Here is a 26153-nt window from a genome sequence, read left to right on the forward strand (position 1 = left end):
ATCGAAAACATGCCACATACTAGCACCGAGCATGAAGTGCTCGCTGTCGTGTTCCAGGTTCGCGGCCTCGACTCCCGGCAACCCGCGCTTAACGTGCTGTTATGGCAGCGTGCACGGGAACCCGAGCGTGGCAAGTGGTCGCTGCCCGGCGGCCGGTTGCGCGATGACGAGGATCTGATCAGTTCGGTCCGGCGCCAACTCGCCGAGAAGGTGGATGTGCAACAACTCACCCATCTCGAACAGCTGGCCGTGTTCTCCGCGCCCGACCGTGTTCCCGGGCCCCGCACCATCGCGTCGACGTTCCTGGGGCTGGTGCCCTCCCCCGCGACCCCGGAGTTGCCACCCGACACCCGCTGGCATCCGGTCAACGACCTGCCCCCGATGGCCTTCGACCACGCGCCGATGGTCGAACACGCGAGGACCAGGCTGGTCGCCAAGATGTCGTACACGAACATCGGATTCGCTTTGGCCCCAGTGGAATTCGTCCTCTCATCATTGCGGGACGTCTACAGCGCGGCGCTCGGCTACCAGGTCGACACGACCAACCTGCAACGCGTGCTCGAGCGCCGCAACGTCATCACCCGCACAGGCACCACGGCGCGATCGGGCCGTAGCGGAGGCCGCCCGGCCGCCCTGTACCGCTTCACCGAATCGCGCTATCGCGTGACCGACGAATTCGCCGCGCTGCGCCCGCCCGGGTGAGTCGACTGGATTCTTAGACCCTTCTTAAGTAAGAATGCCCGGATGGACTTGGGCAGTGCCGCCAACTTGGCTGACGCGGAATGGATCGGCCGCATACCGCACGAAGAACTCGACCGTGCTGCCCGGCCTCAGTTGCCGGCCGACGATCCGTTCTATGCGCCGCCCGCCGGGTTCCAGCACGCCGCCCCGGGCACCGTGCTGCGCAGCCGGGACGTGGAGCTGTCCTTCCTGGGCGTGATTCCGCAGCGGCTGCACGCCACGCAGCTGCTCTACCGCTCGACGAGCCGCACCGGCGTCCCCGAAGCTGCGGTCACCACCGTGATCGTCCCGCCCGACGCGGCCCCGGACTGTCCTCTGGTGTCCTATCAGTGCGCGATCGACGCGATCACCGGACGCTGCTTCCCCTCCTACGCACTGCGCCGCCACGCCAAGGCCACCGGATCGCTGGCCCAGCTGGAGCTCCTGCTGATCACCGCGGCGGTGGCTCAGGGCTGGGCGGTGTCGATCCCCGACCACGAAGGCGTGGAAGGGATGTGGGGCGCCCCGTACGAGCCCGGCTATCGCATCCTCGACGGGCTGCGGGCCGCGCTCGAATCCGAGCAGCTCAATTTCTCGCCCGAGGCACCGATCGGCCTGTGGGGCTACTCCGGAGGTGGACTGGCCACCGGATGGGCCGCCGAGATGGCTGAGTCCTACGCTCCCGAGCTCAATGTCGTCGGCGCGGTCCTCGGCTCGCCCGTCGGCGATCTCGGGCACACGTTCCGGCGGCTCAACGGCACCCTGTTCTCCGGACTGCCCGCACTCGTGGTCGCCGCGCTCGCCGACATCTATCCCGGCCTCAACCGCGTCATCGCTGAACACGCGACACGGGAAGGCCGCAAGCTGCTCGACCGGTTGCACCGGATGACCACGGTGGAAGCCGTGCTGCGCCTCATCGGCACCGATATGGACGATCTGGTGGACCTGCCACTGGAGGACATCCTCGCCATGTCGGAAGTCAGCGAGGTGTTCGACGACATCAAGCTCGGGACCGCCGCGCCGCGGCCGCCGGTGCTCATCGTGCAGGCCGTCCACGACGAGATCATCTCGGTCGATGACATCGACGCGCTGGCCGACACCTACATCACCGGTGGCGCCGACGTCACCTACCACCGGGACATGTTCTGTGATCACCTCTTGCTGCACCCGATGTCGGCCCCCATGGCGCTGCGCTGGCTGGGTGACAGGTTCGCCGACCGCCCGCTCACAGCGCACATCGTGCGGACGAAATGGCCGACGCTGCTCAACCCGATGACCTACGTGGGCATGGCCCGGCTCGCAGGCATCGGATTCAAGATGGCCACCGGCCGCACCGTGCGGCGCAGGCGGCTCTGAGCCGGCTCAGACGCCGGGCTGAGCGACCGGCGCAGGCAACACCGGATACACCGGTGTCTCCTCGGGCGGCCAGGCGCCCAGGTCGTCGCGCGCGGCGGAAACCGCCATCAACGCGTACACCAGCGCTGCGACGGCCGCCGGAAACAGGATCGTAGTGGCGATCTGCAACGGCCCGTGCCCGAAGAACGCCGGCGGCGCCTCCACGACGTAGTGCACGCGATGTTCGGGGCTGATCGGGGCCCCGAGCAGGTCGACGGTTCCGTAGCGCAGATGCGCCAGGGCCACACCGACGCCTGCGGCCGCAGCCGCGGATACGCCGCAGCCGACGACCAGCGCTCCCGCGAGCACCGGGCCACGGTGCTCACGCCATTGCCAGACCAGCACCGCAGCCACTACGGACGCCACCACCAGGAATCCGACGAACATGAACGCGGAAGTGAAGAAGTTGTCGGACTCGCTGCCGAGGTAGGCATGAATCCGCTCGCCACTGCGCGTGAGCGCGACCACCCCGTGGATCGACGGCGCCACCCAGGCCCACAGCGCACCGACGACGGCACCAACCAAAGCCATGGCGACCACGACAGTCACCGCCGCACGCTGGCGTGAAATACGCGGGGCCCCAACAGCATTGGGAGCGCTATCGGCAGCAGGCGCGCTCATCGGGGCTTTCGGCTCTTCGCCCGAGAGGCTCATCGGGGCACTCGGCTCTTCGCCCGAGGGGCTCATCGGGGCTTTCGGCTCTTCGCCCGAGAGGCTCATCGCTGCGTCTCCAGGTCCTTGGAGTCCACCACCCCATGCCTCGAACACTTAGCCCACCACCCGTCCGGGCGCACCTGCACGATCATCCGGCGGCCGCACTCCGCGCAGAAGCGTGGCGGTTCGAGACCCAACTGCGCGGCCGTAGGGACCGCCGAGCCGGCCGCTGCATTGACCTCGACGCCGGTATAGACGTTGTACACACCGGCGCTGACAGGCGCGGGCAGCGCCGGCATCTCGCTAATCATCACCAACAGTTCTACAGGCTGGCGTTGAGCGCTTTGATGGGCATCTGCAGATCGTCGAGCAGTTCCAGGTCCGCTTCGGCCGGGCGGCCGAGCGTGGTCAGGTAGTTGCCGACGATGACAGCGTTGATGCCGCCCAAGATGCCCTTCTTGGCGCCGAGATCGCCGAGGGTGATCTCGCGGCCACCGGCGAAGCGCAGCATGGTGCGCGGCAGCGCCAGCCGGAACGCGGCCACCGCCTTCAGCGCCTCCGAAGCGGGCAGCACCTCCAGGTCGCCGAAGGGCGTCCCCGGACGCGGGTTCAGGAAGTTCAGCGGCACCTCGTGCGGATCGAGCTCGGCCAGGTTCGCCGCGAACTCGGCGCGCTGCTCGAGCGTCTCCCCCATGCCGAGGATGCCGCCGCAGCACACCTCCATGCCGGCCTCGCGGACCATGCGCAGGGTGTCCCAGCGCTCTTCCCAGGTGTGGGTGGTGACGACGTTGGTGAAGAACGAGCGCGCCGTCTCCAGGTTGTGGTTGTAGCGGTGTACACCCATGTCGGAGAGGCGCTGCACCTGGTCCTCGGACAACATGCCCAGCGAGCACGCGATCTGGATGTCGACCTCGTTGCGGATCGCCTCGATGCCGGCAGCCACCTGGGCCAGCAGCCGCTCGTCAGGGCCGCGCACCGCCGCGACGATGCAGAATTCGGTCGCACCGGTCTTGGCGGTCTGCTTGGCCGCTTCCACCAGGCTGGGGATGTCCAGCCAGGCGCTGCGCACGGGAGACGCGAAAAGCCCCGACTGCGAGCAGAAGTGGCAGTCCTCGGGGCAACCGCCGGTCTTGAGGCTGATGATGCCCTCGACCTCGACATCTGGCCCGCACCACTTCATCCGGACCTCGTGCGCCAGGGCGAGGAGTTCCTCGAGGTGCTCATCGGGCAGCTGCAACACCTGCAGCGTCTGGTCCTGATCGAGGCCAACGCCACGCTCCAGGACCTGCTCCCGGGCCACACTCAACACATCCAAGGCCGCCTGCGTCACGGTGGGTTCCTCCTGCGGATCATCGACTTACACGTCGGCGGTGGCCGACTGTTGAACACGTCGGCCGGGGGCCAACACACTTGAACACCGTTCAGGTTAGGGTAGCGGCGTGCAACTCCACAAACCCGACGTGGTGGATGCGGCGACGGCCATCCTCGACAGCTACGGCATGGCGGACCTGACCATGCGGCGATTGGCCCGTGAGCTCAACGTCAGCCCGGGCGCGCTGTACTGGCATTTCGCCAACAAACAGGAGCTGCTGGGCGCCGTGGCGGATCGCATTCTGCAGCCGACCGGCACCGACGCGAGTGGATTCGGATGGCGCGACCGAATCCACGGGATCTGTGCAACGCTGCGCGACGCGTTGCTGTCGCACACCGATGGCGCCGAGCTGGTGTCATCCAGCTTCGCGGCCGGCCAATCGGCCCGCGCCGCCGCTATCGTCGCCCAGCTGGCGGATGCCGCCCGCGATGCCGGCGTGGCCGCCCAGGACGCCGAACCCGCGGCCCGCACCGTCATGTACTACGTCCTCGGTTTCACCGTCGATGAACAGTCGCGGTTGCAGTGGGACGCCGCCGGTGCACTCAGCGACGAACAGTCGGTGCTGATGACCGACACCGGCCGCGAGTTCGGCTTCGGGTTGCAGCTGCTCGTCGACGGCCTCGCCGTCCACGGCGGTGCCGACCTCGACGCCGTGCGAGCCAAAGCTGAATAGCGCACGGCGACAACAGAACTCACCCTCACGCGCCAGCGTTACGGCATACCGTTGGATACCACGGCGTCCAACGCGGCCAACGTCGTCGGTTCACCGGTGACGTCGACCGATCCGCCCCTGGTCCAGCTCCACAATGCGAGGTCGGCGACGGGGGCACGAACCGTCGCCGTTGCCGCCGCACCCGGCCGCGCGCGCACCGCACGCGGCCAGTCGCCTGCCGCACCCACTTCGACGAGCCAGCGCTGAGCAGTGTCGGTGCCGACGAATTCGACGACCCCGTGCGGCCGGTACGTCGTACCTTCCGGCTGCCATCCCCACATCACGTCGACGGCATGATCGACGGCACCGGCAGCCACGTCGCTACCGATCGCGCTGACCGGCAGACCTGCCGTCAACTCCGCGTCCACGCGGTGCAGCGTCGCCTCGTAGGTCTGCATGCGCCGGGTGAAACCGACGGTCCGGTCGGACGCGAACCACGACCAGCGCGGTTCGCGGTCATCGAGCTGGTCCAGTTGATCGAGCAGCGCCGACGTGGCCTGCTCCCGCAGCGCCAACACCTCCGCGACGGTGTCCGGACGTGCCGGTTTGGCCTGCTCGACGGCCACGAGATCGGTGTCGGTGCGGACATCCCTCTCCAGCACCCCGGCCCAGAAGAAATGCACCTCTGTCAGGTGCCACAACAGGTCCGCGGCGCTCCAGTCCGGACAGGTGGGACACCGACTTTCCGGAGTGACGCCGGACAGCACGTCGGCGAATCGTTGGGCCTCAGCGCGGATGATCGCAATCCGGTCCACGCCGTAAGCATGTCAGCCGATCGGGTGTTCTGTCCTGCGGTCGCCGTCCCATCTGCGTAGGCCCGTGATCTTGCCGGTGATCTCGGCAGGCCGTCCCGCGATCCGCAGCGCGGCGGTCAGCTTCGCCGGGGAGATCCTGCGGGCCAGCGTGACGTGCGGAGTCCAGTGGCCCGGCTCGGTACGTGGCATCGGGCCGGGTGTCGTCAGCGGCACGCACGACCGGTAGACATGCGCATGCACATCGAGAATCTCGGGCGATGGCAGCAACAGCCGCGCGAGTACCCCGGCCGTGCGCCCGAAGATCAGGGTGGCGCCGATGTGGCACGACAGCGGGAACCGGTCGACGACCGGCAGCAGCACCGTCTCGACCGCCGCGTCGATGTGCTGGGCGACGGCCAGTGTGGTGTGCGGCCGGCTCGCCGGCGCCTGACTGGGGATGCCCGCCTCGCGCAGCCCGTCCCAGATACCGCGGATCGCAGCCTCGGTATCGGCGTCGAAGACGAACTCGACGGAATGCACCACGTTATTACCTCTCAGCGCAAGCGCTCATTGGCGTCAAAGACTCTCGATCCACCCTTGTTCAAACGCACCGGCGCTGATCGCCTCGAACTCCTGCGGATTCGCCGCGCCCGCCCCGGCGGGCAGCACCGCGCGCAATGGTGCCAGCCGGGCCAGCTCCTCCAGATTGCCTTCCTCAGCTGGCCCAGGTTGCGCGGGCCATGCGCCGATGACCAATCCGGCACATGGAATGCCTTGTCCGGCAAGCGATTCCAGTGTCAACTCAGTGTGGTTGAGGGTGCCCAGTCCGGCCGACACCACCACCAGCACCGGAGCCGCGACCTCGGCGGCGAGATCACGCAGCGTCACGCCGTCGGCGCCGATCCGAACCAGCAGCCCACCTGCCCCTTCGACCAAGGTCAACCGCCCGGGCGCGTCGGCGGATCGCACCGCCGTCACCAACTCGGCGCCGGTAGGCAGCGCCAGCCCGGCCCGGTGCGCGGCAGCCTCGGGCGCCAGCGCCTCGGGATATCGCCAGCCGCCGTGTAGTGCCGTCACACCGGCGAGTCGGCGCACCTCACCGAGGTCGTCGTCGCCGTCCGCGTCGCCGGTCTGCACCGGTTTGCACACGGCGACGTCGCGCCCGGCCAGCCGGGCCGCGCACGCCAGCGCCGCGGTGGACACCGTTTTGCCGACGCCGGTGTCCGTACCGGTGACGATGAGCAGCGTCATGCCCGGGCGCCCGCCAGGACCTCGGTGAGCACCCGGCGCGCCAGGTCCATTTCGTCGTCGGTCAGCGAGGCCCGTGCGGTGAGCCGCAGCCGCGAGGTGCCGACCGGCACGGTCGGCGGTCGGAAGCATCCCACCCGTACACCGCGCTCCAGGCAGGCCGTCGCAGCGGCGAACGCCACGTCGGGCTCGCCGAGAATCACCGACACCACCGCTGAGTCGGGCTCGGCCGTGACACCGGAGATTCGCGCCAACTCGGCCGCGTGGGCCAGCACGGCTCGAGCCCGTTGCGGCTCGGCGATCAGGACGCGCAGCGCCGCCAGCGCGGCACCGACGGCGGCAGGCGCCAGGCCGGTGTCGAAGATGAACGGACGTGCCGCATCGATCAGGTGGGCCCGTACCGCCTCGGGGCCGAGGACCACGCCGCCCTGGCTGCCCAGCGCCTTCGACAGCGTCGTCGTCATCACGACGTCCGGCGCCCCGGCCAGGCCGACCTCGTGCAGCAGACCCTGTCCGCCGGTACCGCGGACGCCGAGACCGTGGGCCTCGTCCACGATGAGCAGCGCTCCGTTGCGGCGGCACACCGCATGCAGTTCGCGCAGCGGGGCCAGCACGCCGTCGGCGCTGAACACCGACTCGGTCACCACGACCGCGCGGTCTTCGGTGCGGGTGCGCAGCGCTGCGTCGACAGCGGCGACGTCACGATGCGGTGAGACCACCACCCGCGCGCGGGAAAGCCGGCACGCGTCGACCAGCGATGCGTGCGTCAACGCGTCGGAGACCACCAGCGAGCCGGCTCCGGAGAGGGCCACGACCGCGCCGAGGTTGGCGGTGTAGCCGGACGAGAAGACCAGGGCGGACTCGGCGCCGACGAACTCGGCCAGCGCGTGCTCGAACTCCTCGTGAAGCTCGGTGTTGCCGGTGACCAGACGCGATCCCCCGGCGCCTGCACCCCACGTGCGCAATGCCTCGACGCCGCCGTCGAGCACGTCGGGGTGCTGGGACAGGCCCAGGTAGTCGTTGGACGCGAGATCCAGCTCGGCGCCGACCGGTGGGCGGACCCGCAGTTCGCGCCGCAATCCGGCGGCCCGGCGCTGCTGTTCGACGTCGGCCAGCCAGGACAGCGGTGATAGATCTGTGCGCGTCACCTGATGCTCCTCAGTGCTCGGCCGGCAGTCCGAAGCGGGGCGGTGCCGGCAATTGAACACCGTTCAGGTTAGTGCACGCGCCACGCCGACCATCGCCGCGGTGATCTGTTCGACCTCGTCGGGAGTGCAGATGTACGGCGGCATCGCGTAGACCAGGTTGCGGAACGGACGTAGCCAGACCCGGTGCCGCAGCGCCGCCGCGGTGGCCACGCGCATGTCGACCGGCTGTTTCATCTCGACCACGCCGATCGCCCCGAGCACCCGCACATCGGCGACACCGTCGAGGTCGCGGGCGGGGGCCAGACCCGTCCGGAGCCCCGCTTCGATCGTGCGGACCTGTGTGCGCCAGTCGCTGTCGATCAACAGCTCGACGGCCGCCACGCCGACGGCGCAGGCCAGGGCGTTGGCCATGAACGTCGGCCCGTGCATGAGCGCGCCCGGCTCCCCCGAGCTGATGGTCTGCGCGATCCGGGCCGTGCACAGGGTGGCGGCCAGGGTGATGTAGCCGCCGGTGAGTGCCTTGCCGACGCACATGATGTCGGGGCTGACGCCGGCGTGATCCGCCGCGAACAGCTCGCCGGTGCGGCCGAAGCCGGTGGCGATCTCGTCGAAGATCAGCAGCACGTCGTGGCGGTCGCACGCAGCCCGCAGGTCCGACAGGTAACGAGGGTCGTGGAAGCGCATGCCGCCCGCCCCCTGCACGACCGGTTCGACGATGACAGCTGCGAGCTCGTCGGCGTGGTCGGCCAGCTGCTGTTCGAACGCCGCACTGTAGGCCGGGTCGTACTCGCCGGGGACCTGGGGCGCGAACTCCTGGGCGACCAGCACATCGGTCCAGATGGAATGCATGCCGCCGTCGGGATCGCACACGCTCATCGGGGTGAAGGTGTCGCCGTGGTACCCGCCCCGCCACGTCATCAGGCGGTGCTTGCCGATGCGGCCGAGGCTGCGCCAGTACTGCAGGGCCATCTTCACGGCCACCTCGACCGAGACGGAACCGGAGTCGCTGAAGAAGACCGTGTCGAGTCCGGCGGGGGTCAGTTGGACAAGGAGTTGCGCCAGCCGCGCAGCAGGCTCGTGGGTGAGGCCGCCGAACATGACGTGGTTCATCGTCGCCATCTGGCGGGCGATGGCCCCGTCCAGGGCCGGATGCCCGTGGCCGTGCACCGCCGTCCACCACGAGGCCATCGCGTCGAGCACCTCGATGGGCTCGCGGTCGACGGGGTCGATCACGGTCAGCCAGGCACCCTTGGCGCCGACCGCCACCACCGGCGCCAACGCCTCGGCCCCGATGGTGCTGTACGGGTGCCAGACGTGTGCCGTGTCGATGGCACTGATCTGGTCCGGTGTCAGCTCAGCCACAGAGCGGCAGCCTAGCCCTTTGCTCACTTGCCGCGCCGAAGGCATACGAAATGTGAGCACCACAGGGTTTTTAGGTAAATTGACCTCGATCATGATGACCCTCGCCCCAGCCCGGTCGGCGCCCGTCAACGACGATTCGTGCGCCGCCCCTGCCGCCATGGGGACCCGAAAGTCGGGTTTCTATCGGCACGATCTGGACGGCCTGCGCGGTATCGCCATCGCGCTGGTCGCGGTTTTCCATGTCTGGTTTGGGCGCGTTTCCGGTGGTGTGGACGTTTTTCTGGCGTTGTCCGGGTTCTTTTTCGGTGGCAAATTGTTGCGCACCGCGCTCACCCCGGGCGCCTCGCTTTCGGCGGTTCCCGAGGTGGTTCGGCTGGTCCGCCGGCTGCTGCCCGCACTGGTCGTGGTGCTCGCGGCCGCGGCGGTGCTGACCATCCTGATCCAGCCGGAGACCCGTTGGGAGACATTTGCTGACCAGAGCTTGGCAAGCCTGGGCTATTACCAGAACTGGGAACTGGCCAGCACGGCGGCGAACTATCTGCGCGCGGGCGAAGCGGTCAGCCCGCTTCAGCACATCTGGTCGATGTCGGTACAAGGCCAGTTCTATATCGCGTTTCTTGCCCTGATCTTCGGATTCGCCTATCTGTGCCGGAAGGTCTTCGGTCGGTACCTGCGCACGGCATTCGTCGTGCTGCTCAGCACGCTGACCGTCGCCTCCTTCGTGTACGCGATCATCGCGCACAACATCGACCAGGCGACCGCGTACTACAACAGCTTTGCCCGCGCCTGGGAGTTGCTGCTCGGTGCGTTGGTCGGCGCCGTCGTGCCGCTGGTGCGCTGGCCGATGTGGCTGCGCACCGTGGTCGCGACGATCGCGCTGGCCGCTATCCTGTCGTGCGGCGCGTTCATCGACGGTGTCAAGGAATTCCCCGGCCCGTGGGCGTTGGTTCCGGTCGGAGCCACGATCCTGTTCATCGTCTCCGCGGCAAACCTGATGACGGGTACCGGTTCGGATGACCGCTTGCCGCTGCCCAACCGGATGCTGGCCACCAAGCCGTTCGTCTCGCTCGGTTCCATGGCCTACTCGCTCTACCTGTGGCACTGGCCGCTGCTGATCTTCTGGCTCTCCTACACCGGTCATTCGCACACCAACTTCATCGAGGGCACGGTTGTGCTGCTCATCTCCGGCGTACTGGCCTGGCTCACCACCCACTACGTCGAGGAGCCGCTGCGGCTGCAGAAGTCGGCCAAATCGGCCACGCCTGCCCGGGCCATCCCGCTGCGGACCCGGCTCAAGCGCCCGACCATCGTGCTGGGCTCCGGCGTGGCCCTGCTCGGCGTCGCCCTGACCGCCACGTCGTTCACGTGGCGCGAACACGTAACGGTGCAGCGGGCCAACGGCAAGGAGCTGGCCGGGTTGTCCGCTCGGGACTATCCCGGTGCCCGCGCCTTGCTCAACCACGAGCGGGTGCCCAAGCTGCCCATGCGGCCGACCGTCCTGGAGGCCAAAGACGACCTGCCTGCGACCACGCTCGACGGCTGCATCAGTGATTTCTCCAACGCCGACGTGATCACCTGTACCTACGGGGACAAGGATGCGACGCGCACCATCGCGCTGGCGGGCGGTTCGCACGCCGAACACTGGATCACCGCTCTCGACCTGCTGGGCCGGTTGCACAACTTCAAGGTCGTCACGTATCTGAAGATGGGTTGCCCGCTGACCACCGAGGAAGTCCCGTTGGTGATGGGCGACAACCGTCCGTACCCGAAGTGTCACCAATGGAACGACGAGGTGATGTCCCGGCTCATCGCCGACCGGCCCGCCTACGTGTTCACCACGTCGACCCGGCCGTGGAACATCAAGCCCGGCGATGTGATGCCGGGTACTTACATCGGCATCTGGGAAACCTTGTCCAAGAACAACATTCCCGTTCTGGCGATGCGCGACACGCCCTGGCTGGTACGGGATGGCCAGCCGTTCTTCCCGGCTGACTGCCTGGCCAAGGGTGGGGACGCCGTGTCCTGCGGCGTCAAGCGCTCCGAGGTACTCTCCGACAGGAACCCCACTCTGGATTTCGTCGGGCAGTTCCCACTGCTGAAGCCGCTCGACATGAGCAATGCGGTGTGCCGTAAGGACTATTGCCGAGTGGTGGAGGGAAATGTGTTGCTGTATCACGACTCTCACCACATCTCGACGACGTACATGAGAACGATGACGGGTGAGCTCGGCCGTCAGATGGCGGCTGCAACGGGTTGGTGGTGAGGCAGTGACCTCGTCCATCGAACCACCCGCACCTCCGTCACGCACCACGTCGACGGTGTGGCCGGGCGACGCGTATCCCCTGGGTTCCACCTACGACGGCGCGGGCACCAACTTCTCGCTGTTCTCCGAGGTGGCCGAACGCGTCGAGCTGTGCCTGATCGCCAAGGACGGCACCGAAGAACGGATCAACCTCGACGAGGTCGACGGTTACGTGTGGCACGCCTACCTGCCGACCGTCACCCCGGGCCAGCGGTACGGTTTCCGGGTCCACGGACCCTGGGACCCCAGCGCGGGGCACCGGTGCGATCCCAGCAAGCTGCTGCTCGACCCCTACGGCAAGTCGTTCCACGGTGACTTCGACTTCACTCAGGCGTTGTTCTCCTACGACCTGACTGCCGAACCGGAGGGCACCGGAACTCCCCCACGCGTGGATTCCCTGGGCCACACCATGACCAGCGTGGTGATCAACCCGTTCTTCCAATGGGGATCCGACCGGGCGCCCAAGACGCCGTATCACGACACGGTCATCTACGAGGCGCACGTCAAAGGGATGACGCAGATCCACCCCGGTATCCCGGAGGCACTGCGCGGAACCTACGCCGGCCTGAGCCACCCGGCGATCATCGATCACCTCAAGTCGCTGCACGTCACCGCCATCGAGCTGATGCCCGTGCACCAGTTCATGCACGATCACCGGCTGCTGGACCTCGGGCTGCGGAATTACTGGGGCTACAACACGGTGGGGTTCTTCGCGCCGCACTACCAGTACGCCGCCAACCGGCACGCCGGCGGTGCGGTGGCCGAATTCAAGACGATGGTCAAGACGTTCCACGACGCGGGCATCGAGGTGATCCTCGACGTGGTCTACAACCACACCGCCGAAGGCAACCACCTGGGCCCCACCATCAACTTCCGCGGTATCGACAACGCCGGGTACTACCGTCTGATGGACGGCCAGCGCGAGCTCTACAAGGACTTCACCGGAACCGGCAACAGCCTCAACGCCCGGCATCCCCACACCCTGCAGCTCATCATGGATTCCCTGCGCTACTGGGTGCTGGACATGCATGTCGACGGGTTCCGGTTCGACCTGGCGTCGACGCTGGCGCGCGAGTTCTACGACGTGGACCGGCTGTCGGCGTTCTTCGACCTGGTACAGCAAGATCCCGTGGTCAGCCAGGTCAAATTGATCGCCGAACCGTGGGACATCGGCGAGGGCGGCTACCAGGTGGGCAACTTCCCAGGTTTGTGGACCGAGTGGAACGGGAAATACCGCGACACTGTGCGTGATTACTGGCGGGGCGAGCCCGCAACCCTGGGTGAGTTCGCGTCCCGCCTCACCGGTTCGTCGGACCTCTACGAGGCGACGGGCCGGCGGCCCGGCGCCAGCATCAACTTCGTCACCTGTCACGACGGCTTCACGCTGCGGGACCTGGTGTCGTACAACGAGAAACACAACGAGGCCAACGGCGAGGACAACCGCGACGGCGAAAGCCACAACCGGTCGTGGAACTGCGGTGTCGAAGGGCCGACCGAGGACCCCGACATCCTGGCGCTGCGCGACAAGCAGATGCGCAACATCATCGGCACGCTGATGCTCTCGCAGGGCACTCCGATGATCGCGCACGGCGACGAGATCGGCCGCACCCAGCTGGGCAACAACAATGTGTACTGCCAGGACTCGGAGCTCTCCTGGATGGACTGGTCGTTGTGTGAAACCAACGCCGACCTGTTGGCGTTCACGCGCCGGATCGTCAAGTTCCGTAAGCGGCACCCGGTGTTCCGGCGCCGCCGGTTCTTCGAAGGCAAGCCGATCCGCAGCGGTGATCAAGTCCGCGACATCGCGTGGCTGACGCCGTCGGGAACCGAGATGACACCCGATGACTGGGGTGCGGGCCTGGGCACATGCGTGGCGGTGTTCCTCAACGGCGAGGCCATCGAGGCGCCCGATGCCCGGGGCGAGCGTGTGGTCGACGATTCGTTCCTGTTGTGCTTCAACGCCAATGACCACACCCAGGACTTCGTCACGCCGGACGGCGACTACGCCCGCCAGTGGACGGCGGCGTTCGACACGGCCGACCCGACCGGCGCATCGGAGCTGGTGGTGGCCGCCGGGGAGAAGATCTCGCTGCAGGCCCGCTCACTGCTCGTGCTACAGAAGACGGCCTGACCGGTGACCAGTCCCGTCCTGTCCACGTATCGCCTCCAGATGCGTGGCGATTGCTTCACATTCGACGATGCGGCGGAGTTGCTCGACTATCTCGACGAGCTCGGGGTGTCGCATCTGTATCTGTCGCCGATCCTGACCGCGGTCTCGGGGTCGACCCATGGTTACGACGTCACCGACCCCACCAGCGTGTCGTCCGCGCTGGGCGGGGTCGACGGTCTGCGGCGGCTCGCGGAGGCCGCGCGCAAAAGGAACATCGGCATTGTTGTTGACATCGTTCCCAACCACGTCGGCGTGTCCGACGCCGAGCAGAACCGGTGGTGGTGGGACGTCCTGGCCAACGGCCGCGACTCTCGCTACGCCGAGTTCTTCGACATCGACTGGGATCTCGACGATGGGCGGATCGTGTTGCCGGTCCTCGGCTCCGATGCGGACGTGGAACACCTGACCGTCGACGGTGACGTGCTGCGGCTGGGTGACCTGGCCTTCCCGATCGCCGCGGGCACCGGCGACGGAACGGGTGCGCAGGTTCACGAGCGGCAGCATTATCGGCTCACCGGGTGGCGCACCGGTCGCTGCGGCTATCGGCGGTTCTTCTCGATCACGTCCCTGGCCGCGCTGCGCCAAGAGGACCGCGACGTGTTCGACGCCACCCACGCCGAGGTCAAGCGGTGGTTCGACGAGTCACTGGTCGACGGCCTGCGTGTCGACCATCCGGATGGATTGTCCGATCCCGCGGGCTATCTCGCGTGGTTGCGGCAATTGGCCGGGCCGTCGGCGTGGATCGTGGCCGAGAAGATCCTCGCGGCCGACGAAAGCCTCGACGCCTCACTCCCGGTCGACGGCACCACCGGATACGACGCGCTGCGTGAGGTCGGCGGTCTGTTCGTCGATCCCACCGGCGCGGGTGTCCTGACGAAACTGGCGAATCAAGACGATGCCGCGTCCGAGATCCAGCTCAAGGCCACAGCCGTCACCGACACCCTGGGCAGTGAGTTGGCCCGGCTGTGCCGGGTGATCACGTCGGCCACGGATACCTCACATCCGCTGCTGCCCCAAGCCGTTGCGGCCCTGGTCAGCCGAATCCCGGTGTACCGCTGCGACTATCCCGCACTGGCCACCGTGCTGCCGGTTGCGATCGCTGAAACAGCGGTGGCCGCACCGGAATTGGCGGAGGCACTGGCTGTTGTGTCGGCAGCGGTGTCCACCAGCTCCGAAGCGGCGGCCCGGTTCAACCAGCTGTGCGGCGCGGCGACCGCGAAATCGGTTGAGGACTGCGCGTTCTACCGTAATGCCCGCCTGGTGTCGTTGAATGAGGTAGGAGGCGATCCGGCACTGTTCGGGGTCAGCGCGGCGGAGTTCCATTCGCGGGCCGCGACCCGGGCCCGGCGCTGGCCGCTGACCATGACGACGCTGACCACGCACGACACCAAGCGCGGTGAGGATGTGCGGGCCCGTATCGGCGTGCTGTCGCAGGTGCCCTCGGAGTGGGCCGACCGGGTCGGCGAGTGGTCTGCTCTGGCGGTACCGCCGGACGACGGCACCGCGTTGTTCCTGTGGCAGAACATCTTCGGTGTCTGGCCGGTCCACGGCGTGGTGAGCGCGGAGCTGCGGGCGCGGCTGCATGCCTACACCGAGAAGGCCATCCGGGAAGCCGGCACCCACACGTCCTGGCATGACCCCGACGCCGAGTTCGAGACCGCCGTACACACCTGGCTCGATCAGGTGCTCGACGGCCCGGTCGCGGCGGGCTTGACCGAACTGGCGACGCGCCTGTACGAGCATGCCGAAAGTGACATCCTGGGCCAGAAACTCATCCAGTTGACGGCCCCCGGCGTGCCGGACGTGTACCAGGGCACCGAGCTTCCCGAGGACAGCCTGGTCGACCCGGACAACCGGCGGCCCGTCGACTACGCCGTGCGCCGTCGTGCGCTGCGCGACATGGGCGAACCGAAAATGCGGGTGACCAACGCGGCGTTGCGGTTACGCCGGGAACGCCCGGACAGCTTCCTGGCTGGTGGTTACCATCCGGTCTCGGCCGTCGGACCTGCCGCAGCACACCTGGTGTCGTTCCGGCGCGGTGCCGATGTGCTCGTGGCGGTCAGCCGCTGGACCGTGCGGCTGACCGAAACGGGTTGGGCGGACACCACGTTCACGCTGCCCGACGGGGTGTGGGCCGACCGGCTCACCGGTGCGCAGTTCAGCGGTACGGTCCCCGCCGCACAGCTGTTCGGCGAACTCCCGGTCGCTCTCTTGGTGCGCGAGCATGACTGAATTCGCGGTGTGGGCACCGAAACCCGAGGTGGTACGCCTCGACGTCGACGGCACCCGCTATGACATGACCCGGGATGGCGATGGGTGGTGGCGCGCCGACGTCGACGCTGCCGCAGGCAGCAGATATGGATTCGTGCTCGACGACGACCCGCAGGTACTTCCGGATCCTCGCTCGCCCCGCCAGCCCGACGGCGTACACGAACGCTCGCAGCTGTGGCAGCCCGCACCGAACGCCTGGACCGATGACGACTGGGCTGGGCGGTCGATCGCAGGCGCGGTCATCTACGAACTGCACACCGGCACCTTCACGCCCGCCGGAACCTTCGATGCGGCGATCGAAAAGCTGGACTATCTGGTCGATCTCGGAGTCGACTTCGTCGAGCTGATGCCGGTCAACGCGTTCAACGGAACACACGGCTGGGGCTACGACGGCGTGCTCTGGTACGCCGTGCACGAACCCTACGGCGGCCCCGACGGTCTGATTCGCCTCATCGACGCCTGCCATGCCCGCGGGCTCGGCGTGTTGATCGACGCGGTGTTCAACCATCTAGGCCCATCGGGCAACTACCTTCCCCGGTTCGGTCCGTACCTGTCCTCCGGCCACAATCCCTGGGGCGCCTCGATCAACCTGTCCGACGCCGACGCCGACGAGGTGCGCCGCTACATTCTCGACTGTGCGCTGCGCTGGATGCGGGAATTCCACGCCGACGGGCTGCGCCTGGATGCCGTACACGCCCTCATGGACAACACCGCGATCCATCTGCTGGAAGAGCTTTCGGCCGAAACCGATGCGCTCGCAGCAGAACTGGGTAGACCGCTGTCACTGATCGCCGAAAGTGACCTCAACGACCCCCGCCTGATCACGCCGCGAGATCAGGGCGGCTATGGCCTCACGGCGCAGTGGGACGACGACATCCACCACGCCATCCACACCGCCGTCTCAGGCGAAAGGCAGGGTTACTACTCCGATTTCGGGTCGCTGCGTACCCTGGCCAGCACTCTGAAGCACGGCTATTTCCACGCAGGCACCTACTCGTCGTTCCGGCGCCGCAGGCACGGCCGTCCCCTGGACACCGCGACCATACCGGCCACCCGCTTGCTGGCCTACACATTGACGCACGATCAGGTCGGCAACCGCGCAGTCGGTGACCGGCCGTCGCAGCGGCTCGATACCGGACAGCTCGCCGTCAAGGCCGCCCTGGCGCTCGGTTCGCCTTATACCGCAATGCTTTTCATGGGCGAAGAATGGGGATCGTCATCGCCCTTCCAGTTCTTCAGCTCGCATCCCGAACCCGAACTGGCCCGCGCCACGGCTGAAGGCCGCAAAGCTGAGTTCGCCGAGCACGGCTGGGATGCCGATGAGGTCCCCGATCCGCAAGACCCGGCAACCTTCGAACGGTCGAAACTGAACTGGGACGAGATCGACGAGGGTGAGCACGGCCGGTTGCGGCGCCTCTACCGAGACCTGATCGCCTTGCGCCACACCGAGGCCGACCTTGCCGACCCGTGGCTGGACCATCTGAATGTCGAGTTCGACGAACGTCAACGCTGGATCGTGCTGCGGCGCGGGGCATTGGCCATCGCCTGCAATCTCGGTGAAGACGCCACCGCTGTCCCCGTGACGGGTGATCTGGTGCTGGCGTGGGGCGAGCCGGAGCCGGGGCCCGACGCGACGACGCTGACGGGACATTCTTTCGCGATTCTGCGCACTGTCAAGCCGCTGTCCACAGCCGCGGAGCCTGTGGATAACGCGTTACCCCGGTAACCGTCTCGGCGCCGATGATGTCGCCATGAGTCATCGTGAACTACTGCCCGTTCCGCCGATCGAAACCGCGACCGACCCAATCCATTCCACCGCCGACCTGCGCCAGCGCTGGCGCGCGCTGATGGGTGAGCTGGGGTTCGGCCAACGGCTGTTGTGGGTCGGATTCGTCGGCGGCGACCGCCGCATGTACAAGACCATGAGCCAGGTACCGCTGCGGGCCAAACCGCAGCCAGGCCTGGTCGAGTACATCGTGAGCCGGCTACCGCGCGTCCTGGCCGGGTTGGAGGACGGCGCCACGGTGGCCCTGCTGCTGACACGGCCGGGCCGCGGCCCGGTGTCGAACCTCGACCGGGACTGGGCGTCACTGCTCACCACAGCAGCCGTCGAGTACGGCGTCCCGCTGGAGCCCATCTTCCGGGCCAACGACGAGGCAGTGCTCGAAGTGGAACCGACGCTGCGGCTCGCCGGCTAAGTCAAGGGTGCGCCTGCCGCCACGATGACCGCCAGAACGATGAGCGCCGCAGCGCACACGCGAAGGTGGTCGACGCCCTTGGTCATCGGCTTCTCGGCGGCGACCACACCGGACCAGCCAACCCGACGCTCAGGTCAGGTAGCGGTACGTCGGGGACCCGGGCTCGAGCAACTCGACGTGGATGTCCGATGCCTCCATCCGGGCCAGCAGACCTTCGAGGTCGGCCGCCGAACTCAGCTGGACACCGCACAGCGCCTCACCGGTCTCCCGGTTGTTGCGCTTGACGTACTCGAACAGCGTGATGTCGTCACCGGGCCCGAGCACCTCGTCGAGGAAACGCCGCAGCGCGCCGGGCTCCTGAGGGAAATCCACCAGGAAGTAATGCTTGAGTCCCAGGTGAACCAGCGAGCGTTCCAGTACCTCGTTGTAGCGGGAGACGTCATTGTTACCACCGGAGATCAGGCAGACCACGGTGGAGCCGGGCTCGATGTCAGCCTCTAGCAACGCCGCCACCGACAGGGCACCGGCCGGCTCGGCGATGATGCCCTCGTTCTGGTATAGGTCGAGCATCGCGGTGCACACAGCGCCCTCGTCGACGGTGGTGATCGACACCATGTCACCTGCCGCGGCCAGAGCGGCGTAGGGCCGCGCACCCGCCCGGGCGACCGCGGCTCCGTCGACGAACTGGTCCACGTGCTCGAGCGTGACCGGCTCGCCGGCCGCCAATGCCGCGATCATCGACGCCGCACCGGCCGGTTCGGCGCCGAGCACCGAGGTGCTTGTCGTGCGCTCGGCCAGATACGTGGTGATACCGGAGATGCACCCTCCGCCGCCGACAGGCACGATCACCAGATCCGGTTCGGTGTCGAGTTGCTCGAGCAGCTCGGCGGCGATGGTGCCCTGCCCGGCCATGGTGCGCAGGTCGTCGTACGGCGGGACCAGGGTGGCGCCCGTGCGTGCCACGTCGTCGAGTGCCGCCGCGGCGGCCTGGTCGTATGTCGCCCCGATCGCGATCAGCTCGATGAACTCCCGGCCGTGATACCGGATGCGGTCGCGCTTTTGTTTGGGAGTCTTGGCGGGCACATATACCCGGCCGTGGATACCCATCGACCGGCACGCCATCGCGAAACCCTGCGCATGGTTTCCGGCCGAGGAACACACCACACCGGCGGCCTTCTCGTCCTCGGAGAGCTGGGCCATCAGGTTGAACGCACCACGCACCTTGTAGGACCGCACAGCCTGCAGGTCCTCACGCTTGAGGTACACCGTCGCGCCGGTGGCCTCGGACAACCGCTCGCAAATCTGCAGTGGGCTCTGCGTGACCACGCCGGAAATTCGCCGGGCAGCCTCATCGATATCGGCCGCGCGAAGCGGCGCAGATGTTCGGGGGCTCAGTTCGGCAGTCACCGGTCAATAGTGCCACCGGCCAGCGGTTTCACTTCACCGGGGTGAGCACGAACACCGGGATCTCCCGGTCGGTCTTCTTCTGGTACTCGGCGTAATCCGGGAAGGCCGCCACCGCCCGGTCCCACCACGCGGCCTTCTCGTCCCCGGACACCTCGTGGGCCTCGTAGTCGCCGGACACCGTCCCGTCCTGCAGTTCGACCCGGGGATTCTTCTTCACGTTGTAGTACCAGACCGGGTTCTTCGGGGCGCCACCCAGCGACGCGACCACGGCGTACTCACCGTTGTGCTCGACACGCATCAGCGGCGTCTTGCGAATCTTGCCGGTCTTGGCCCCGACGGTGGTCAGCAGGATCACCGGCCTGCCGTTGAGTTCAGTGCCTGCGGTGCCCCCGGACGACATGTAGGTCTCCGCGTTCTCCCTGGCCCAGTCGGATGTGCTCGGTTCGTATTCTCCAGTCAGCGGCATGCGGCCAGCCTAGAACCGTGGAGGTCCGAATTGGTTCGACTTCGGCCGCTCCCGGTAGCGCAGTCATGTCTTCGCCGCTGCAGGCAGCGTCAGTGTGAAGGTCGCACCGTGTCCGGGTTCGGATGAGACCGCGATCTCACCGTCGTGTCCGTGGGCGATGTCGCGGACCAAGGCCAAGCCGATACCGTGCGGTTGGCGGCCCGTGGCGCCGCTGCGCGCGCCGCCGTGAGAGAAGCGCGCGAACATGGTCGACATGGTCTGAGGGTCGATACCGGTGCCGTCATCAGCGACGGTGACGATGACGTGTCCGTCGTCACGGCTCACACGCACGTCGACCGAGCCGCCCTGGTGTTCGTGGGCGAGCGCGTTGTCGATCAGCGAGGTCAGGGCCCGGCGCAGCGCCGCTGCCGACCCGTTGACGTCCGCCGCGTCGACAGATGCGAAAGATATTGTGACACCTAGGGATTCGGCGTACGTCCGCATACTGTCGCACACTGCGGTTGCCAGCTCCGCCACATTGACGAGCTCCGTGGGGGTTGCGCCGGCGGTCATCGTCGCCGACGCAAGCAGATCCTCGACGACGTCGCCGAGAACCCGCGCGTCGGCGACCAGAGCGTCGGCGTCGTGCTGGAGCAAACCCCGGTCGCCGTCGCCCACCCGACTGGCCAACATCTGAGCCCGGGTGTGCAGCACGGTCAACGGTGCCCGCAGTTCATGGGAGGCGTCGGCGATGAAGCGGCGTTGCAGGGTGAGCGCCAGCGCAAGTGGCCGCACCGACCTTCTCGTGAAGAGCACCACCACGGCAATCGAGGCCAGAATGCCTGCCAGTTCGGCAAGACCCAGCGACAGCAGCACACCGTTTCGACCGGCTCGGTACGGCGCCAGGTCCAAAAGCGCCACGACGGTACCTTCGGCCCGCGTCATGACGAATGCCCGCATCTCGGTGTCGCCGACTTTGAGGTCCGAAAACCCGGCCGGGCCAGCGAGCAGACCGACGCCCGGCTGGCCTCCGTCGCTCACCGACACCTTGCCGCTGTTATCGCGAAGTACCAGTTCCATACCGGGAGGAGGGTCGTTGACGTCATCGGCGGTCGCAGCGACCGCTTGCAGTTGGCTGTTGATCTGCCTGTTCTGGGTACGGACGTCGACGAAGAACACGACCGATCCGACCACGAGCAATACCGCGGCCAGGGCGGCGGAGGCCTGGACTGCAGCGACGCGGCCGGCCCGTTGAACGATGGTGAGGTCGTCGGCTGCGTCCAGCTGTGTCGAACGGTTGGCGTTGCGGCGCAGCATGGTCACTCCAGCCCGAACCGATAGCCCGACCGGTGAACCGTCCGGATCACCTGCTTGCCGAGCTTTCTGCGCAGATAGTGCACGTAGGAGTCGACGGCGCCGGGTGATTCCGCGCCGTCGAACACCAGCTCGAGCAGTTGGCCGCGGCTGAAGACCCGCCGCGGCGCCGACATCAGGACCGCCAACAACGACGCTTCCCGCTCCGAGAGTTCCACTTCCGTGCCCGTCGGCGTGGTGCCCGACACCCGCCGCCGAACTCGGTCCAATTGCAGACCGGCCGCACGAACCGTCGCTCCCGTGCCTTGCGTGCGCCGCAGCAGAGCGCGGACCCGGGCCAGCAGTTCGGGGATCTCAAAAGGTTTGACGAGGTAATCCTGCGCACCGGCGTCCAGACCGTCGACCCGATCGACGACAGAGCCGCGCGCAGTGAGCAGCAACGCCGGCGTGGGAACGCCTCGGGACCGCAGGACCGCAATCAGGTCGGATCCGTCCATCACCGGCAGTCCCCGGTCGACGATCATCGCGTCGTACTCGCCGGTGAGTGCACGGTGCAGACCTTGCTGACCGTCCAGAGCCGTATCGACCCGGTATCCCTGCTGGACGAACAGCTCGGCGAGCATGGCACTGAGCGCACGGTCGTCCTCGACCAGCAGAAGCGCCGGCTGCGGCTGAGGTGAGGACACGTAGCGAGGGTCCCACGCGACGCCGTCCGGCGGCTGTGAACCGCTCGCACCGTGGACGTCGCGGGTCACCGGCTTCATCGGTTCCGGCGGTGTACCCCGGTTGAGCGCTGCCCTCCCGCGTTCGGCCTCGGCGTCGTCAGCGAGAGTGCCAACCGTGGGCACCGCGCGACGGCGGCCCGCGCGGCGCCGACCGCATCGTTGGGAATCACCGGCTCTCGTGAGCCCGACAGCGCAAGCGGGTAGCCCCATGCATCGCGCTCGAGAACGTCGGGCAGTAGTTCCGTACACAATCCGCGGCCGTCGCATCGCGTCCAGTCGATATGCAGCCGCGACTGCGGCTTGGCTAGGGGTTTCACCTGGCACCGCGCCTGTGCCCGGGGGCGAAAATCTCGAGCGCGCTGCGGATCATTCGTGCGGCTCCGTCAGGGTGCCGGCAGGCTCCTCGGCCGTCGACCAGGTCGAGCAGTCGGTAGATCTCCCCGACGTCGGCATTGTCAGCGTGGTCGAGCCTGTCGAGCAGATGCACCAGGCGCGGAAGGCCGATGCGGCAGGGGCCACATTGGCCCGCACTCTGTTCCGCCAGATAGCCGGCGATCTTTGCGGTTCGGGCCAGACCGCATTCGCGTGCACCCAACGCGTGCACGATGCCAAGGCCCGACACCGGCACCGAGTCGAACGCAGAGGCGGGGACCCACGTCCCGTGATATCCGCCGACGAGTGCGGCTTGCACCGTCAACCGGTGGATCGCACCGCGGCGCCCGATCAAATCGGCCAACGTGGTGCTGGTCGCGACCTCGACGACACCCCCCTCGTTGACGGCGCCGGACAGCGTCACGAGCATGGTTCCGGGATTCTCCCGGTCTCCGACAGACCTGAACCATGCCGGTCCGAATCGTGCGATCAAGGCGATATGGGCCAGTGTCTCAACGTTGTTGACCAACGTGGGTCGTCGTCGCACGCCTGATTCCACGGTCAGCATCACGCGGTCACGCGGTAACGCCGGACCACCCTCGATGCGTCTGACCAACGCGGATTCTTCGCCGGCGATAAACCGGTCGGGTGCCTCGACGATCGTGGGTCCACGCCCACAGATCCCCGCCCTACTGCGCTCGTCCAGTGCGCGACGCATGCCCTGCACGGCTTGTGCAGGCAGGTACAGGTAGGTCTTGTCGGCACTGACCGCCTTGGCCGCAAGCTCGAGCCCGTCGAGCACCAGGTGCGGTGCGCGGGTGAGAAGCACTGCGTCCTTGCGGCTGAGCGGCTCTCCCTCGGCGCCATTGGCCACGACGACTGGCCTGTCTCCCGTCACCGACGCCAACTTGCGGGCTGCGGGAAAACCGGCACCGCCACGGCCACGCAAACCGGCATCCGTGAGCACCGAAAGCAATTGGGGTTTCGCCATTTCCGGCAGTGCGCCGAGCCGACGCTGATGCGCCGCGAATCCGGGTTCGTCATCGACCAGCAGGCGCGACAACTTTGACCGGTCCTGTCGAATCGTCATCATGCGCGCCCGGATTCTCGTGCCTTGGTGTATTCGGTGAAGTTGCTCTGAAGCCGCCACACCAGGGCGGCACCCACCGTCACGACACAGCAGCCGACGAACACCAGGAACCACACGTCATAGACGTCGGTCCCGTTGCCCAACGCGTGGGCCAGGGCAACCGGCCACAACGCATAGGTGACCCAGTGGATGGCGCGGAACACCCGTACCCCGAGACGATGCCTCAGCAGACTGGTGGCGATGACGACAATCAGCAGGTCGAATGCCAGTGTTCCCAATCCCTGCCACAGTGGCCGGTACTTACCGACAAACGGCACGGCGAAGTCGACGAAACGCAATTGCGCGTACGGATCGAAAAGCAGCAGCGCCAGGTGCAGGACGACAAGCAGCGTTGCGGCCAATGCGGCGAAACGGTGTACGTCGGTGACCGCGAACCGGGGCAAGGCCAATAGCGAACGCCCCGAACGGGTACCGATTCCCAGCGCGACCGAGACGGTCAGGAATGCCAGCGCGGTGATGCCCGTGCCGCGTCCAAGTGCCCACAGGGCTTCATCGGTCACCGGGTCACCGCCCGCACTCCGGTCGGCCACCCGCCGACGAAGCATTCGGTCATGTCTCGGTCCACCAGCCGTGCGGTCATACCAAGGCTCTCAATCCATTTCGGTGCACGGCGGCCGCGAATGACCGCGGCGGTACTGACTGTATTCGCGGCGAAACACGTTCGGGCCGCGACGGTGACCGTGCGCCACACCGGATCTGCCGGCCGCCCCGTGCGGGGGTTGAGGATGTGGTGCACCAGCCGGCCGCCGTGGCGCCACTGCCTGCGTACGGTGCTCGACGTGGCGAGCGCGGCACCCGTCGGTAATCCGATGGAACTGGCGGGGTCTCCGTCATCGTCTTGAACGAGCACCTGCCAGCCGCCCTCGGGTGCGGGCCCGGCGGTCGCGATGTCGCCACCGAGGTTGACGAGCACCCCGCCCGCCGTTGCTCGGCGAGCGCGCGCGGCGCACCTGTCGGCGGCGACTGCTTTGGCGGTTGCGCCGAGATCGAGTACGACTCCGGCGGGCACCGTGGCGACGCGACCGTGCAACGTGACCATGGACCAAGTCGCAGGGATGGTGGCCCAGTGGGCGAACTGCGTGACCTCACTGCGCCGGGCATATTCGCTGTCGTAGCCGAGTTCGATCAAAGCCGCGCCTACTGTGGGATCGACGTCACCGTCGGTGAGTCGGGCGGAAGTGAGCGCGGCATCGAGCAAGTCGGCGAGCACGTCGGAGATTTCGGTGGGTTGCCCGGCTGATTTTGCCAACACATTGATTTCGGAGTCGGAGCGGAACCGCGACGCGGCCGCTTCGACGGCGTCGAGTTCTGCATCGACTTCCCGACGAACAGCCGCGAGACTGTCGCGATCGGAAACGACGATCTGCATACTCGTACTCCATTGCGGCCACTCCATACTCGCGGGTGGTGCCGGGTTCGTCGGATTCGGGTTACCCGTCATGATCCGCGTGAACGTGAGACGTGCGGCGAGAAGTTGGGCGACGCCACGGTCGCGGGAGTGAGCGAGCGACGCGTGGTTGTGCGGGGTGCAACCGTCGTCGGCGCGGCGGTCTGGGTCGCGACGGGCGCTTGTGCCGGGGTGATCGGACGGGAGTATGTCGGTTCCGGCGTGTAGGTGCGCACCGGCGTCTGGACAACGGTGGTCTCGGTGCTGGCGTCCGGCGGCGGGGTGGGCGCAGGCGGCGGGGACGCCGGAGCCGGAGGCAGCGCGGCGGGCGGCGGCTGGGGAACCGCAGGTGCCGGGTCCGCACCTTGGCTCGACTGGGCCTGGTCGACGATATCGGCAATGGGCTCGGCGGGCTTGGCCGTATCGCCGTATGCGAGGGCTGAGGCACCGGCGACCCCTGCTGCCCCGAGGCCGGCCAGCGCCCAGGACGCCACAGCGGCCCGGCGGAATCCCGAACGCGGTGAGTTCATAGCGCTCGATGCTGACAGCCGGTTCTTCGAACATTCCAAGAACTTCGGGGAATCGCGGCTAAACGGCCCGGCAAGGGGGTAAACCGATTCTTATGCGCCACGTCCAACGGCGGATACGGTCGGCGGGAGCGCGCACTGTGGTGCTCGCCGCTCTGGTGGCAAGTGCGTGCTCGGCCCAGTCCGGACCTCCCGCAGGCGGGAACACCGCCCGCATCACGATCAACGGACAGCAGTCGTCCACCGCCTTCCCGATCGACTGCACGCAGCGAGCCTGGTTATGGATCATCGACTCACTGCAGAAAGAACCCGGCTTCACGGCGATGGTCGAGACCGGAACCGCCATCACCGCCAAGGCGGTACGCCTGCGCAGTGTGGATGGTTTCACCGGCAGTTGGGCAGAAGGGCGGGCGGGCACCGCCGAGGCCAGCATCGACGGGTCGACCTTCACCATCACCGGCACGGCAAGCGGCGCCAATGACGACCACCCGACGAGACCGACCGATGTTCAGTACCGGCTGGAAGCCCGCTGCTGAAGCC

26 protein-coding genes are annotated in these 26153 nt (G+C 67.4%); 9 read left to right on the forward strand and 17 right to left on the reverse strand.

Features of this window, described 5'->3' with window-relative positions; all coding sequences use genetic code 11:
• Nucleotides 1-9 precede the first annotated feature (9 nt).
• Together A5784_RS15570 and A5784_RS15575 are read left to right on the forward strand one after the other, a co-directional pair.
• Nucleotides 10-702, forward strand: a complete 693-nt coding sequence (locus A5784_RS15570) for an NUDIX hydrolase (protein WP_064945814.1) — start codon at nt 10-12, stop codon at nt 700-702.
• Between the two features lie 42 nt (nt 703-744).
• Complete coding sequence (locus tag A5784_RS15575; RefSeq protein ID WP_064945815.1) at nt 745-2076, forward strand: lipase family protein; 1332 nt, start codon at nt 745-747, stop codon at nt 2074-2076.
• A 6-nt stretch (nt 2077-2082) separates the two neighbouring features.
• Here the strand turns inward: A5784_RS15575 and A5784_RS15580 are convergent, their stop codons facing one another.
• The 3 genes from A5784_RS15580 to bioB form a co-directional block, all read right to left on the reverse strand.
• The gene (locus A5784_RS15580) at nt 2083-2736 is read right to left on the reverse strand and encodes a DUF2567 domain-containing protein (RefSeq protein ID WP_232006065.1); all 654 of its coding nucleotides are present in this window, start codon (nt 2734-2736) and stop codon (nt 2083-2085) included.
• A gap of 95 nt (nt 2737-2831) precedes the next feature.
• Nucleotides 2832-3080, reverse strand: coding sequence for a biotin synthase auxiliary protein BsaP (gene bsaP, locus A5784_RS15585; protein ID WP_170064258.1), 249 nt, complete (start codon nt 3078-3080; stop codon nt 2832-2834).
• A gap of 11 nt (nt 3081-3091) precedes the next feature.
• On the reverse strand, nt 3092-4084 hold the full coding sequence (gene bioB, locus A5784_RS15590; protein ID WP_197514763.1) for a biotin synthase BioB: 993 nt from the start codon (nt 4082-4084) through the stop codon (nt 3092-3094).
• Between the two features lie 124 nt (nt 4085-4208).
• Here bioB and A5784_RS15595 point away from each other — a divergent pair, with 124 nt between their 5' ends.
• Nucleotides 4209-4814, forward strand: coding sequence for a TetR family transcriptional regulator (locus A5784_RS15595; protein WP_064945818.1), 606 nt, complete (start codon nt 4209-4211; stop codon nt 4812-4814).
• A 38-nt stretch (nt 4815-4852) separates the two neighbouring features.
• Here A5784_RS15595 and A5784_RS15600 read toward each other — a convergent pair whose 3' ends face one another.
• The 5 genes from A5784_RS15600 to A5784_RS15620 all read right to left on the reverse strand — a co-directional run bounded on the left by A5784_RS15600 (nt 4853) and on the right by A5784_RS15620 (nt 9345).
• Nucleotides 4853-5608, reverse strand: a complete 756-nt coding sequence (locus tag A5784_RS15600; protein ID WP_064945819.1) for a maleylpyruvate isomerase family mycothiol-dependent enzyme — start codon at nt 5606-5608, stop codon at nt 4853-4855.
• A gap of 12 nt (nt 5609-5620) precedes the next feature.
• Nucleotides 5621-6130 carry a 2'-5' RNA ligase family protein gene (locus A5784_RS15605; protein WP_064945820.1) on the reverse strand — a complete coding sequence of 170 codons (510 nt, stop codon included), beginning with the start codon at nt 6128-6130 and terminating at the stop codon, nt 5621-5623.
• 33 nt (nt 6131-6163) lie between these two features.
• Nucleotides 6164-6838, reverse strand: a complete 675-nt coding sequence (gene bioD / locus A5784_RS15610; protein ID WP_064945821.1) for a dethiobiotin synthase — start codon at nt 6836-6838, stop codon at nt 6164-6166.
• Nucleotides 6835-7983 (reverse strand): 8-amino-7-oxononanoate synthase, encoded by a 1149-nt coding sequence (locus A5784_RS15615; protein WP_064945822.1) that lies wholly within the window; start codon nt 7981-7983, stop codon nt 6835-6837. Before A5784_RS15615 ends, bioD begins: the two co-directional genes overlap by 4 nt.
• 63 nt (nt 7984-8046) lie before the next feature.
• Nucleotides 8047-9345, reverse strand: a complete 1299-nt coding sequence (locus A5784_RS15620; RefSeq protein WP_064945823.1) for an adenosylmethionine--8-amino-7-oxononanoate transaminase — start codon at nt 9343-9345, stop codon at nt 8047-8049.
• A 91-nt stretch (nt 9346-9436) separates the two neighbouring features.
• On the opposite strand from A5784_RS15620, the gene sucT reads away from it, so the two are divergent.
• The 5 genes from sucT to A5784_RS39200 are packed head-to-tail and all read left to right on the forward strand — an operon-like array spanning nt 9437 to nt 18286.
• A complete protein-coding gene (gene sucT, locus A5784_RS15625; RefSeq protein WP_064945824.1) occupies nt 9437-11608 on the forward strand; it encodes an acetyltransferase SucT in 2172 nt (723 codons plus the stop codon).
• A gap of 4 nt (nt 11609-11612) precedes the next feature.
• Nucleotides 11613-13778, forward strand: a complete 2166-nt coding sequence (gene glgX, locus A5784_RS15630) for a glycogen debranching protein GlgX (RefSeq protein WP_197514760.1) — start codon at nt 11613-11615, stop codon at nt 13776-13778.
• Nucleotides 13779-13781: 3 nt separating this feature from the next.
• On the forward strand, nt 13782-16049 hold the full coding sequence (gene treY / locus A5784_RS15635) for a malto-oligosyltrehalose synthase (protein ID WP_082944865.1): 2268 nt from the start codon (nt 13782-13784) through the stop codon (nt 16047-16049).
• Nucleotides 16042-17814 carry a malto-oligosyltrehalose trehalohydrolase gene (gene treZ, locus A5784_RS15640; RefSeq protein ID WP_064945826.1) on the forward strand — a complete coding sequence of 591 codons (1773 nt, stop codon included), beginning with the start codon at nt 16042-16044 and terminating at the stop codon, nt 17812-17814. The genes treY and treZ overlap by 8 nt, the downstream gene beginning before the upstream one ends.
• Nucleotides 17815-17839: 25 nt before the next feature.
• On the forward strand, nt 17840-18286 hold the full coding sequence (locus A5784_RS39200; protein WP_064945827.1) for a hypothetical protein: 447 nt from the start codon (nt 17840-17842) through the stop codon (nt 18284-18286).
• A gap of 129 nt (nt 18287-18415) precedes the next feature.
• On the opposite strand, the gene ilvA is transcribed toward A5784_RS39200, so the two are convergent.
• The 9 genes from ilvA to A5784_RS15685 all read right to left on the reverse strand — a co-directional run bounded on the left by ilvA (nt 18416) and on the right by A5784_RS15685 (nt 25616).
• Entirely contained in the window at nt 18416-19693 is a 1278-nt protein-coding gene (gene ilvA, locus A5784_RS15650) for a threonine ammonia-lyase IlvA (RefSeq protein ID WP_064945828.1), read from the reverse strand.
• A gap of 28 nt (nt 19694-19721) precedes the next feature.
• Nucleotides 19722-20159, reverse strand: a complete 438-nt coding sequence (locus tag A5784_RS15655) for a nitroreductase family deazaflavin-dependent oxidoreductase (RefSeq protein ID WP_064945829.1) — start codon at nt 20157-20159, stop codon at nt 19722-19724.
• A 63-nt stretch (nt 20160-20222) separates the two neighbouring features.
• On the reverse strand, nt 20223-21455 hold the full coding sequence (locus A5784_RS15660; RefSeq protein ID WP_232006052.1) for a sensor histidine kinase: 1233 nt from the start codon (nt 21453-21455) through the stop codon (nt 20223-20225).
• A gap of 2 nt (nt 21456-21457) precedes the next feature.
• Complete coding sequence (locus A5784_RS15665) at nt 21458-22300, reverse strand: response regulator transcription factor (RefSeq protein ID WP_232006053.1); 843 nt, start codon at nt 22298-22300, stop codon at nt 21458-21460.
• Complete coding sequence (locus A5784_RS37610) at nt 22213-22494, reverse strand: ferredoxin (RefSeq protein WP_082944866.1); 282 nt, start codon at nt 22492-22494, stop codon at nt 22213-22215. Before A5784_RS37610 ends, A5784_RS15665 begins: the two co-directional genes overlap by 88 nt.
• Nucleotides 22491-23642, reverse strand: coding sequence for an NADH-ubiquinone oxidoreductase-F iron-sulfur binding region domain-containing protein (locus A5784_RS15670; RefSeq protein ID WP_232006054.1), 1152 nt, complete (start codon nt 23640-23642; stop codon nt 22491-22493). The genes A5784_RS37610 and A5784_RS15670 overlap by 4 nt, the downstream gene beginning before the upstream one ends.
• Nucleotides 23639-24199 carry a ferric reductase-like transmembrane domain-containing protein gene (locus A5784_RS15675; protein ID WP_232006055.1) on the reverse strand — a complete coding sequence of 187 codons (561 nt, stop codon included), beginning with the start codon at nt 24197-24199 and terminating at the stop codon, nt 23639-23641. Before A5784_RS15675 ends, A5784_RS15670 begins: the two co-directional genes overlap by 4 nt.
• Nucleotides 24196-25068, reverse strand: coding sequence for an FAD:protein FMN transferase (locus A5784_RS15680; protein ID WP_232006056.1), 873 nt, complete (start codon nt 25066-25068; stop codon nt 24196-24198). The genes A5784_RS15675 and A5784_RS15680 overlap by 4 nt, the downstream gene beginning before the upstream one ends.
• A 68-nt stretch (nt 25069-25136) precedes the next feature.
• Nucleotides 25137-25616, reverse strand: coding sequence for a hypothetical protein (locus A5784_RS15685; RefSeq protein WP_064945833.1), 480 nt, complete (start codon nt 25614-25616; stop codon nt 25137-25139).
• A 137-nt stretch (nt 25617-25753) separates the two neighbouring features.
• Here A5784_RS15685 and A5784_RS15690 point away from each other — a divergent pair, with 137 nt between their 5' ends.
• Complete coding sequence (locus A5784_RS15690; RefSeq protein ID WP_232006058.1) at nt 25754-26149, forward strand: lipoprotein LpqH; 396 nt, start codon at nt 25754-25756, stop codon at nt 26147-26149.
• Nucleotides 26150-26153 lie beyond the last annotated feature (4 nt).

This window comes from Mycobacterium sp. 852013-50091_SCH5140682 (assembly GCF_001665685.1).
Classification (GTDB): Bacteria; Actinomycetota; Actinomycetes; order Mycobacteriales; family Mycobacteriaceae; genus Mycobacterium.